Genomic DNA, 11,475 nt, shown 5'->3' with positions numbered 1-11,475 from the left:
GGTGAGTGGGTTCGTGTCGGTGGTGACGGTCGCGTTGGTCGGTGGCTTTGGGTGGGTTTGCGGGTGTGGGGTGGCCGGCGCCGTGTCGGGGACTTTGGTGCGGCCGAGGGTGAGGGCGAGGGTGCCGAAGAGGACAGGTACCACGGCCATGGCCCAGCGCCAGCCCGGGCCGGAGTCCAGGACGCCGATCAGCAGCGGGGCGACCATGCCGACGCCGGCGGCCAGGCCGTTCGCCTCGCTCAGCGCGCTTGGGCCGGCTGCCGAGCCGTGATGGTCGGCGAGCGCGGTGCCGGCCACGTTGACGACCAGGAAGGCGCCGAAGCCGCACAGCAGGGCCGCGGCGAGGGACACGGCGGGCGTACCGGCCAGGCAGTACGCGAGGACGCCGGCGTTGAGCAGGCCGCAGCCGGCCCACAGGGTCGGGCCTCGGCCGAAGCGGCGCATCGGGCGGTCGCCGAGCAGGGCTATCAAAATGCCGGCGCCGGCGTAGGCGGTGCTGTGCAGGCCGGCCACGGCGTTGCCGATGCGCAGGTCGTCGCCCAGGAGCGCGACGGAGGGGCCGAAGCTGTAGAGGAAATAGCCGAACGCGGCCATGTGGAGATAGAGGAACCAGGTCGAGCGGTCTCGGGTCAGCGTCGGCGGGGCGGAGTTCGTCATGCGGGGTCGGCGGCTGTGCGCCGTCCGGAGTTTTTGGTGGCGCCCATGGCGTTCCCTTCCAGGCCGTGCGGGAGCCTGGTCGGGGCCGGTCCGCCTTGTTCGTGGCCGCATGGCCCTGGTGGGTTGTCGGGGGTTGGTGTTGTGGGTTGCGGTGGGGTTTTGGGTGGGTTTTTTTGGTTCCCACCCGCACCACCCGTTGCGTTGGGGGTGTTGGCTGCGGGTTTACTTCGACGGGGGCGGCCCCGTCAGGCCCCGTGGCCCGGGGTGTGGGACAGCCGCGGGGTGTGGGGCAGCCGCGGGGCTCCCGGGGGAGGCCCGCGGCTGGGTCGGCTTCCCCTCCGCTGGGGCCGGGTGTTGCTGGGGTGTCAGGTTCTCGTCGGTTGGGTGATGCGTAGGGCTGCTCGGAGTTTTCGTTCGGCTTCTTGGGGGTCGGGGATCGTGGTGCGGCCGTCCGCGCGTAGGCGGTCCAGGCCCAGGAGGGCCGCGCCCACCACCGGGGCGTCGACCGCGATGCGGATCACGGCTCTCGGGGCAGCCTTGAGGATCCGGCGTTCGACGCCGGTGATCAGGCGTGGTTCCCGGGCGGCCAGGACTCCGCCGCCCAGAACCACGTCGGCCGCCTCGGTGAGCAGATCCAGTCGGCCCAGGGCGGTGATGGCCAGCAGGGAGACCTCCTCGGCCTGACGGCCGATCAGGTTCTCGGCCACCTCGTCGCCCGCGTCGGCGACCCGGAACAGCAGGGGGACCAGCTCGTGCAGGCGCTTCTCGTCCAAGGCACCCAGATGGACCGCCTCCGCCACCGCCGTTGCCGTCGGCCGGCCGAAGTGCGCGGCGGTGGCCCGGGCGAGGGCGGTCGCCGGGCCGCGGCCGTCCTCCGCCCGCACCGACGACCACATGACCTCCTCCAGGAGGCCGATCCCGCCGCCCCAGTCCCCGGTGATCCGGCCGAGGGCGGGGAAGCGGGCGGTTCGCCCGTCGGGCAGCAGACCCACGCAGTTGATCCCCGCACCGCACACCACCGCCACCCCGCGCGGCGCGCCCGTGCCCGAGCGCAGCACCGCGAAGGTGTCGTTGGAGACGGTGACCGTATGGCCCCACGCGCGTTCCTCGACCGCCTTGTGCAGCCGCTGCTCCTCGACCGGAAGGTCGACGTTGGCGAGATAGGCGGCCACATGCTCCACCGGCTCGCTCACCCCCGCCGACCGCAGGACGTCCTCCACCAGCGCGGCCACCACGTCGACGGCCTCGTGCTCGCCGAGCAGGTACGGCGCGAAGCCCGCGCCGCGGCCGCGCCCCAGTACCGCGCCCTCCGCCGTCACCACCGCGACGTCGGTCTTCGAGTTGCCCGCGTCGATCGCCAGCACGATGGGGGACGAGGCCGTCACCGCGCCCACGGCAGGTGCTCCTTGTTCTCCGCCAACAGCCGATCCGTCAGCGCCTCCGCGATGTCGTACTGGCCCACCAACGGGTGCGCCAGCAACGCCGCGAACACCCGGTCGCGCCCACCCCGCAGCGCCGCGTCGAGCGCGAGTTCCTCGTACGCCGCCACATGCGCGATCAGTCCCGCCTGCAACGGCCCCACCGGCCCCACCGGCAGCGGCGTCGCGCCGTTGACGTCCACCAGCGCCGGCACCTCGATCACCGCCTCGTCGGGCAGGAACGGCAGCGTGCCCCGGTTGCGCACGTCGGCGATCTGTACGCCCTCGCCCTCGTGCGTCCCGGCCAGCGCCGCGACCAGGTTCACCGCGGCCTCCGAGTAGTAGGCCCCGCCGCGCTGTTCGAGCAGCGCGGGCTTGGTGTCGAGGGTGGGATCGGCGTACAGGTCGAGCAGTTCGCGCTCGATCGCGGCCACCTCCTCGGCCCTGGACGTGGTGTGCCGCTGCTCCGCGACCACCGCGTCGTGGGCATAGAAGTAGCGCAGGTAATAGGACGGGACCATGCCCTGACGGCGCATCAGGTCGACCGGGAGCACGACCTCGGCGGCGAGTTCCGGGCCGTGCGTCGCGAGGAGCCCGGGCAACAGATCGGGACCGGGCACGCCGTCGTCGTCCATGAGGTACACGCCGCGTTCCCACGTGAGATGGTTCAGGCCCACGTGGTCGAGCCGCACCCGCTCCGGCGCGACCCCGAGCAGCGCGGCGAAGCGCCGCTGGAAGCCGATCGCGACGTTGCACAGCCCCACCGCGCGGTGACCCGCGTCCAGCAGCGCGCGCGTGACGATGCCCACCGGGTTGGTGAAGTCGACCAGCCACGCGTTCGGCGCGGCCCGGCGAACCCGCTCGGCCGCGTCCAGGACGACCGGCACCGTGCGCAGTGCCTTGGCCAACCCGCCCGCGCCGGTGGTCTCCTGGCCCACACACCCGCAGTCCAGCGGCCACGCCTCGTCACGCGCGCGGGCCTCCTGACCGCCCACCCGGAGCTGGAACAGCACCGCGCCCGCGTCCTCGACGCCCGCGTCCAGATCGCTGGTGAGGGTGACTTGGGCCGGGTGACCGTAGCGGGCCAGGATCCGGCGCACCACGGCGCCGACCGGTTCGAGCCGTTCCACCGACGGATCGACCAGGACCAGTTCGTCGATCGGCAAGGTTTCCGCCAACCGGCCGAAGCCGTCGGCCAGTTCGGGCGTATACGTGGAACCGCCGCCCACCACCGCGAGCTTCAACCCTTTACTCCCGTCAAAGTAACGCCTTCGATGAAGGCTTTCTGCGCGAAGAAGAACACGAGGATCACCGGCGCCATGACCAGCAGCGTCGCGGCCATCATCAGGTTCCAGTTGACCTGGTGCGCGCCCTTGAACGACTCCAGGCCGTAGGACAACGTCCACGCCCCCGGATTCTCCGACGCGTACACCTGTGGTCCGAAGTAGTCGTTCCAGCAATAGAAGAACTGGAACAGGGCGACCGCCGCTATCGCGGGGCGGATCATCGGCACCACGATCGAGATCAGGATGCGCAACTCGCCGCAGCCGTCCACCCGGGCGGCGTCCAGGTATTCGGACGGGATGGTGAGCAGGAACTGCCGAAGCAGGAAGATCGTGAACGCGTCGCCGAAGGCCATCGGGATGATCAGCGGCCACAGCGTCCCGCTCAGGTGCATCTGCTTGGCCCAGAAGATGTACATCGGGATGATGATCACCTGGGGCGGCAGCATCATCGACGAGATGACCAGCATCAATGCCACGCCGCGGAAGCGGAAGCGGAACTTCGCCAACGCGTAGGCCACCGGCAGGCTGGAGACCACCGTGAACAACGTGCCCAGGCCCGCGTACATCAGCGTGTTGCGCCACCACGTACCGAACCCGGGGGTGCGCATCACCTTGGTGTAGTTGCCCCACTCCCACGACGTGGGCCACAGATCGCTGGTCAGCGCCTGCTTGTTGCTCATCACCGAGGTCAGGAACAAGAACACGAACGGAAGAATGAAGAACAGCACGGCGGCAACGGCGAGCGCGTGCACACCGATCCAGGTCAACACGCGCTTGCGCCGGCCGCTCGGCGCGCTCTTGCGCGGGGCGGGTGGTGCCACGACGGTGACGGCCGCGGCCGTGACGGTCTGGGCCATGGATCCGATCCCTTTCAGTCGTCGTAGAGAGGTGCCGTCAGTCGTCGTCGAGCAGGCCGGAACGGCGCCGCAGCAGCAGGAAGGTGAAGGCCATCGCGATCGCGAACAGGATCAGCGACAGGACCGAAGCCGCTCCCGTGTTGAAGGTCGAAAAGCCTTCCTGGTACACGAGTTGCGGCAGCGTCAGGGTGGTGCCCTGCGGGTATCCCGGCTCGAACGGCTGGCCCGAGTTGCCGATGATCCCGCTGGAGACCTTCCCGGCCACCATCGCCTGCGTGTAGTACTGCATGGTCTGGATCACGCCCGTCACCACCGCGAACAGCACCACCGGCGTGATGGCCGGCCACGTCACGTAGCGAAAGCGCTGCCAGGGTCCGACGCCGTCGAGTTCGGCCGCCTCGTACTGCTCGCGCGGCACGTCGAGCAGCGCCGCGGTGAAGATCACCAACAGGTCACCGATGCCCCACACCGCGAGCATGGTCAGGGCCGGCTTGGACCAGTCCGGATTGCTGAACCAACCGGGTTGCGGCAGGCCCAGGTTGCCCAGGATGTGATTCACCGGCCCGGTGCCGGGATTGAGCAGGAACGCGAAGCCGATCGTGGCCGCCACCGGCGGCGCCAGATACGGCAGATACGACAGCGTCCGGAACAGCCCGCCCCCGCGCTTGAGTCGGATCGCCAGCATCCCCAGGCCGAGGCCGAACGTCACCCGCAGCGTCACCATCACCACGACCAGCCACAACGTGTTCCGCATCGCCTGCCACAGCGGCGGATAGTCGTTCAGGACGTAGTTCCAGTTGCGCAGGCCCACCCACTCGGGCGGATTGATCAGGTCGTAGCGGGTGAACGAGTAGTAGACGGTCGCGCACAGCGGGTACAGGAAGAAGATCGAGAACCCGATGATCCACGGCGACAGGAACGCGAGAGTGCGCAGGTTCCGCCGGCGGCGCTGCGCCCGCAGCGCCGCCGAGACCGCAACCTTCGCCACCGGGGCCTTTGCCTTCGCCTGCACCGCGGTAGGTGTGGTCGTGGCCATCACTCACACCCTCCTGGGGACCGAAAGCCGTGTGGGGTGCGTGAGTTCGAGCATCGGAATCACTTCACCTGAGCCGCGTCGGTGTCGATCTGGTGATCCAGTTCGGTGAGCCCCTTGGACGGGTCCGAGACCTGACCGGCCTCCCACTTGTACGCGAACTCCTGGAAGGTGACCTGGTACTTGCCGCCGTTGGGGCTGGCCGGCGTGGTGTTGCTGGCCGGGTGCTTGAAGGCGTCGATGAACGGCTTGAAGTGCTCGTCGTTGGCCAACGGCGACGCGGCGAGCGCGGCGTTGGTGCTGGGCACGTTGTGGATGGCCCCCGCGAACGAGTTCAACGCATCGGTGTCCGTGGTCACGAACTTGACGAACTCCCAGGCCGCGCGCTGGTGATGGCTTCCCTTACCGATCCCGATCACGGTGCCGGCGAGGTAGCTGCGGCCGTACTTGTCCACCTGGTCGTCCGGGACCGGGAAGGGGGCGGTGCCGTAGTTGAGATCGGGAGCCTGCTCCTTGAGCATCGCGGTGCGCCACTCACCGTCCATGGTCATCGCGATCTTGCCGGTCTGGAACGGGTTCTCGGCGGAGAACTCCTGCCCGAACGTGCTGCGGAACTTCTCCAGCTTGTCGAGGCCGCCCTGCGACTCGACGAACTTCTTCTGCCACTCCAGGAACTGCGGGACCATCGGGTCCTTGCCCAGGTTCGACTTGCCGTCGGGGGTCTGGTAGGTCGGACCGAACTGCGCGAGCGTGTGCCCCGGGGTGAACTCGTAGGCGTGGAAGGTCGGTACGAAGCCCGCGACCTTGAAGGAGCCGTCGCCGTTGAGCTGGTTGAGCTTCTTCGAGACCTCGGTCAACTCGGTCAGCGTCCTGGGCGGCGCGGTGATGCCCGCGGCGGCGAACATGTCCTTGTTGTAGTAGAGCCCGTAGGAGTCGGCCAGCAGCGGCAGCGAGCAGCGCTTGCCCTGGAACTGCGTGTAGTCCAGGACGGGTTTGGGGAACGTGGTGTTCACGTCGATGTTCGACTGGGTCAGCCACGGCGCGAGGTCGGTCCACGAGCCCGACGAACAGAACTGGCCCACGTTGTCGGTGGTGAACGAGGACACGACGTCGGGGCCCTTGCCGGAGCGGATGCCCTGGGTGATCTTGTCGTCGGTGACGTTCGAGACGATCTTGACCTTGATGTTGGGGTGCGTCACGTTGAACTTCGCGACGAGGTCCTTGACCGCGTTGGTCTCGCTCTCGGCGCTCCAGCCGTGCCAGAAGGTGATGGTGACCTTCTTGTCGGGCGCGTCACCGGCACCGGTACCGCCTCCGCCGTCGCCGCCGGCGCACGCCGACGCCATCAGGGCCAGGGTGGCGGCGCACGCGAGTGTCGCGGTCTTGCGGCCGAGCCGTGGGGTTCTTCTGTGCACTGGGTCCTCCTCCGGAGACGGCGTCGCGGACGATCCGCGCGACGCCGGGGGGCCGTGCCGCACGGGGTGTGTGCGGTCTCGGGGACGTACCGTTCCTTGCCGGGGTGCTGTACCGGGGTGCCGTACCGGGTCGCGCTGTGCCGGGTGGCGTTGTGCTCCGCCGCGTGATGCGGTGTCGATCCGTGCGTGAACTGCCCTGTCCGTACCGGGTGTTGACGTAAAAGAGGGCTCAGGCCGTGGTGAACACGACGTCGCGGGCGACGTCCAGGGCCGCGTGTACGGCGCCGGCCAGGACGGGGTCGTCGGGCACGTTGCCGAGCAGGACGCGTGGGCGGGCGATCGCGAGTCGATGGAGGTCCTCGACCACGCGCGTGCGCAGGGCCTCCCCGCCGGCCAGGGGGATCGCCCCGGACAGTACGACGAGCCCGGGATCCAGGACGGAGACGATCACCGCGAGGCCGACCGCGAGTCGGTGTGCCAACTCGTCCAGGAAGGCGCCGCCGCGGGTGTCGGTCGAACGCACCGCGCGCGCGACCGCCTGCGCCGCGCTGCGACTGCCCACGCCGTACGCGCGGGCCAGGGACAGTACGGCGGGCGCGCCCGCGAGTTGCTGGAATCCGCCGGTGTTGCGCCGGCCGACGTCGTGCGGCAACGGCGCGCCGGGCAGCGGCATGTAGCCGACCTCGCCGGCCCCGCCGGTGGAGCCGCGATGCAGTCGGGCACCGAGCACGATCGCGCAGCCGATGCCCTCGTCGACCCACAGCAGCACGAAGTCGCCGCCGTCACGCGCGGTTCCGTCGCGCTGCTCGGCGATCGCCGCGAGGTTGACGTCGTTCTCGACGTCGACCGTGACGCCCACCTCGGCGCGGATCTTGTCCAGCACGCCGGGGGAGTGCCACCCGGCGAGGTGCCGGCCGTAGCGGAACTGCTCGTTGGTGGGGTCGAACGCGCCGGGGATGCCGATCACGATGTGCGCGAGATCGGCGATGTCCAGTCCCGCGGGGGCCGCCGCGGCGCGCACGGCCTCGCTGATCCGGCTCGGAGTGTCCGCCGCTTCCTTGCGAGACGTGGGCAGTTCGTACTCGCCGACCACGTGCCCGGTCAGGTCGGCGATGGCCACCTTGATCCGGGCGGGCGTGACGTCCAGGCCCGCGACGTGACCCGCCGCCGGGTTGAGTTCGTACAGCTGGGCGCCGGGACCTCGGCCGCCCTCGGTGGTGCCGACCCCCAAGACCAGGCCGGCCGCCTCCAGGCGGGAGAGCAACTGCGAGGCGGTCGGCTTGGACAAGCCCGTCATCGAGCCGATCTGACCCCGGGACAGCCGCCCGTGCCGCAACAGGAGTTCGAGCGCGGCCCGGTCGTTGATGGCGCGCAAAAGGCTCGGCCGTCCGGCCTGCTCCCGCCCCGACGCTCCCGCGCCGCGATCGGTGCTTCCGGCCATGGACGACCATCCTTTCCCCCACTGTTAGGAAACCTTCCTAAGAGTTGTAGAGGAAAGTAGGCCCGCTCTCTCGGCACTGTCAAGAGTTCTCGCGGAGCCGGTCCGGCCGGGCTGGGCAAGGGAGTTGCCAGGCCGTCGGGCCGGGCCGGAACGGCGTGGGACGCGGTCAGCCCATTTCGCGAGCCGGCCGTCCCGGTCCCGCCTGCCCGGGAGCCGGCGCGGCGTGGCGGCCGATCCATCGACGCGGCGAGATCGCCGCCGCGACGACGGCGCCGGCCGTGTTCAGCAGGACGTCGTCGACCGACGAAACCCGGCCGATCGCCAGTACCCACTGCGCCGCTTCGAGGGTCGTGGAGGCCACCGCCGCCACGGCGGCCACCCGGCACAGCCCCGCGTGACCGGCGAACGAGGCCGAGCGCACCGGAAGCAGGAAGCCCAGCGCGGCGAACATCAGCAGGTTGGCGCCCACCTGAACGACCACCGTGGTGGGATCCGCCCCGAGCACCGTGATCAGGTCACGCAGCGGCACAGCGCTCACCGCGCGCCCGTGGCCCTTGGGGGTGAGCACCATCCACACCCACGGAGCCGTCCCGGCGAAGATGCCGACCGCGACCGCGGTCCGGGGCCGAAACACCGCGAGCGCCACGCCCACCGGGAGCGCGAGCGCGCACGTCAGCAACACCGCGCCCCACTCGTGCCACACCCCGCCCACGCAGGGACTGTACCGACACTTGCGCGAGTCGCACGCGGGAAGCGCCATCCGGGCGCATCCGAATGGTTAGTCCGGGGAAGTCGGGCAACAGTAAAAGCCCAGACACCACGGCACCCCGTGGATCGGCGCGACGGCGGCGCCGATGGGACGAGCACAGGAGGCGGCGATGGCCGGCAGCACAGCGGAGGTCGGGCATTCGGGCGGGGCGCCCTACACGGACCATCTCGGTCACGTCGTCTTCATCACCGCCGCCGCGGCGATGGGCGGCTTCCTGTTCGGCTACGACAGTTCGGTGATCAACGGCGCCGTCGAGGGCATCCGCGGCAAATTCGACGTGGGCTCCGGGCTGCTCGCGCAGGTGGTCGCCGCGGCGCTGATCGGCTGTGCGGTGGGCGCCGCTATCGCGGGCCGGATCGCCGACCGGATCGGCCGGATCCGATGCATGCAGATCTCGGCCGTGCTGTTCGCGATCAGCGCGGTGGGCTCGGCGCTGCCGTTCGCCCTGTGGGACCTGGCGGCGTGGCGGGTACTGGGCGGCATCGCGATCGGCATGGCCTCGGTGATCGGCCCGGCCTACATCGCGGAGGTGGCGCCGCCGGCCTATCGAGGGCGCCTGGGCTCGTTCCAGCAGGCGGCGATCGTCACCGGCATCGCGGTCTCGCAACTCGTCAACTGGGGCATCCTCAACCTCGCCGACGACGACCAGCGCGGGAAGCTGATCTTCGGCCTGGAGGCGTGGCAGGTGATGCTCGGCGTGATGGTGCTGCCGGCGGTGCTGTACGGCCTGTTCTCGTTCGCCATCCCGGAGTCGCCGCGGTTCCTGATCTCGGTGGGGCGCGTGGAACAGGCCAAGAAGGTGCTTGCGGAGGTGGAGAGTTCCGACGTGGACCTGGACGCGCGAGTGCACGAGATCGAGGACGCGATGCGCCGCGAGCACAAGTCCACGTTCAAGGATCTGCTCGGCGGTCGGTTCGGCTTCCTGCCGATCGTGTGGATCGGCATCGGGCTTTCGGTCTTCCAGCAACTCGTCGGCATCAACGTGATCTTCTACTACTCGGCGTCGCTGTGGCAGTCGGTGGGCATCGACCCGAACAGCTCGTTCCTGTACTCGTTCACGACGTCGATCATCAACATCATCGGCACCGTGATCGCGATCGCCCTCGTGGACCGGGTGGGTCGGCGACCGCTCGCCCTGATCGGCTCGGCGGGCATGGCGGTCTCGCTCGGCCTCGTCGCGTGGGCGTTCTCGGCGCGAACCGGCCAGGGCAAGAGCATCAAGCTCCCGGACACCGAGGGCACGGTCGCGCTGATCGCGGCCCACTCGTTCGTGTTGTTCTTCGCGCTCTCGTGGGGCGTGGTGGTGTGGGTCTTCCTGGGTGAGATGTTCCCCAACAAGATCCGCGCCGCCGCGCTCGGCGTGGCCGCCGCGGCCCAGTGGATCGCCAACTGGGCGATCACGGTGTCGTTTCCGACCCTGTCCGACTGGAACCTTTCGGCCACTTACGTGATCTACGCGTGCTTCGCGGTCCTGTCGATCCCGTTCGTGCTCAGGTTCGTGAAGGAGACCAAGGGCAAGACGCTGGAGGAGATGGGCTGACCGCGGGGGCGGCGGCGGCGAGCGGACGCGGGAGGCGGGACTCGGGACGTGGGGCGTGGGGCGTGGGGTTGCCGTCGCAGGTCGGGGTGTGGGGTGAGGGCGGGCCGACCCGGGCCGGTGGGATCCGGGCCGGCCCGGGTCGGTGGGAAGGGGGCCGACCCGGGTCGGTGGGTTCCGAGTCGGCCCGGGCCGGTGGGATCCGGGTTCGGCGCTTGGCCGGAAGTCACCCTTTCGGTGGCCTACTTGCCCATGTCCCGGCGGCGCAGGGCGGTGAGTCCGGCCACCGGGAGGAGGACGGACAGGGCCAGGAGCCAGATGTACGGGGCGGCGACGAAGTCCGTACCCGGCAGCTTGGGCAGGTGGCCGAACGGCGAGACGTCGAGCACCCCTTGGGGCAGGTCCAGGGCCGGACCCACCCAGCCGATGCCGATGACGATCGCGACCAGACCCCACACCGCGGCGGTCAGGCGGGGGAAGGCGCCGAAGACCAGCACCGCGAGGCCGGTCAGGATCCATACGGCGGGGGCCTGGGCCAGGGCCGCGGCCAGCACCCGCGGGACCTGGCCGCCGACGTCGTCGGCCGCGATACCGTACGCGATGCCCATCGTCAGCCCGCCGGCGCCGAGTACGAGCAGCGTCCCGACGTAGGCGACGACCACGTGGCCGCCCGCCCAGCGCAGCCGGCCGACCGCGTTGGCGAGCACGGGCTCGGCGCGTTCCTCGGTCTCCTCGGTGCGCAGCCGCAGGACGGCCGCCGTCGTGAAGACGACGCAGATCAGGCCCAACAGGCCCACCAGCGTGGCCATGAAGGAATCGGTGAGCGACTGGTGGCCGCCCATGCGTTCGATGATCTTGCGGGTCTGGTCGTTCTTGCCGACCAGGTCGTCCGCGCCGTCGACGATGCTGCCGAACAGTGCGCCGGTGAAGGCGAAGCTCGCGATCCAGGCCACGAGCGTGCCGCGCTGGAGGCGCCAGGCCAGGCCGTAGGCACCGGTCAGCGAGGCGGGCGCGTTCGGGGGCCCGGGGCGCGGCGCGACGAACCCCGCGCCGATGTCACGC

9 protein-coding genes and 1 pseudogene are annotated in these 11,475 nt (G+C 70.2%); 1 reads left to right on the top strand and 9 read right to left on the bottom strand.

Translation table 11 applies throughout. The annotated features are described in order from the left end of the window. From GT354_RS28575 to GT354_RS28540, 8 genes are all read right to left on the bottom strand, one after another. A partial coding sequence (locus tag GT354_RS28575; protein ID WP_161359257.1) for an MFS transporter occupies positions 1-657 on the bottom strand: 657 nt, incomplete at its 3' end. A gap of 365 nt (positions 658-1,022) precedes the next feature. Then, complete coding sequence (locus GT354_RS28570) at positions 1,023-2,051, bottom strand: BadF/BadG/BcrA/BcrD ATPase family protein (protein WP_346012219.1); 1,029 nt, start codon at positions 2,049-2,051, stop codon at positions 1,023-1,025. Continuing rightward, on the bottom strand, positions 2,039-3,319 hold the full coding sequence (locus tag GT354_RS28565; RefSeq protein WP_161359256.1) for a 6-phospho-beta-glucosidase: 1,281 nt from the start codon (positions 3,317-3,319) through the stop codon (positions 2,039-2,041). Before GT354_RS28565 ends, GT354_RS28570 begins: the two co-directional genes overlap by 13 nt. Then, positions 3,316-4,218, bottom strand: coding sequence for a carbohydrate ABC transporter permease (locus GT354_RS28560; protein WP_161359255.1), 903 nt, complete (start codon positions 4,216-4,218; stop codon positions 3,316-3,318). The genes GT354_RS28565 and GT354_RS28560 overlap by 4 nt, the downstream gene beginning before the upstream one ends. A 37-nt stretch (positions 4,219-4,255) precedes the next feature. Further along, complete coding sequence (locus tag GT354_RS28555) at positions 4,256-5,254, bottom strand: sugar ABC transporter permease (protein ID WP_237535546.1); 999 nt, start codon at positions 5,252-5,254, stop codon at positions 4,256-4,258. 59 nt (positions 5,255-5,313) lie between these two features. Further along, positions 5,314-6,666: an ABC transporter substrate-binding protein gene (locus GT354_RS28550; RefSeq protein ID WP_346012218.1), complete on the bottom strand. Its 1,353-nt coding sequence runs from the start codon at positions 6,664-6,666 to the stop codon at positions 5,314-5,316. A gap of 229 nt (positions 6,667-6,895) precedes the next feature. After that, the gene (locus GT354_RS28545; RefSeq protein ID WP_161359254.1) at positions 6,896-8,107 is read right to left on the bottom strand and encodes an ROK family transcriptional regulator; all 1,212 of its coding nucleotides are present in this window, start codon (positions 8,105-8,107) and stop codon (positions 6,896-6,898) included. 166 nt (positions 8,108-8,273) lie between these two features. Continuing rightward, positions 8,274-8,819: a VanZ family protein gene (locus GT354_RS28540; RefSeq protein WP_346012217.1), complete on the bottom strand. Its 546-nt coding sequence runs from the start codon at positions 8,817-8,819 to the stop codon at positions 8,274-8,276. A gap of 166 nt (positions 8,820-8,985) precedes the next feature. Between GT354_RS28540 and GT354_RS28535 the strand changes: the two genes are divergently transcribed. Next, positions 8,986-10,416, top strand: coding sequence for a sugar porter family MFS transporter (locus GT354_RS28535; RefSeq protein WP_161359252.1), 1,431 nt, complete (start codon positions 8,986-8,988; stop codon positions 10,414-10,416). 239 nt (positions 10,417-10,655) lie between these two features. Here GT354_RS28535 and GT354_RS28530 read toward each other — a convergent pair. Next, positions 10,656-11,475 (bottom strand): annotated as a pseudogene (locus GT354_RS28530) (ABC transporter permease); the annotation flags it as partial.

The organism is Streptomyces sp. SID3343 (genome assembly GCF_009865215.1).
GTDB lineage: Bacteria > Actinomycetota > Actinomycetes > Streptomycetales > Streptomycetaceae > Embleya.
This window is presented reverse-complemented; position numbering and strand designations above follow the sequence as displayed.

Coding starts and splice junctions, on each gene's coding strand:
- GT354_RS28545 (WP_161359254.1), bottom strand. CDS start 8,107: ATGGCCGGAAGCACCGATCGCGGCGCGGGAGCGTCGGGGCGGGAGCAG.
- GT354_RS28560 (WP_161359255.1), bottom strand. CDS start 4,218: ATGGCCCAGACCGTCACGGCCGCGGCCGTCACCGTCGTGGCACCACCC.
- GT354_RS28555 (WP_237535546.1), bottom strand. CDS start 5,254: ATGGCCACGACCACACCTACCGCGGTGCAGGCGAAGGCAAAGGCCCCG.
- GT354_RS28535 (WP_161359252.1), top strand. CDS start 8,986: ATGGCCGGCAGCACAGCGGAGGTCGGGCATTCGGGCGGGGCGCCCTAC.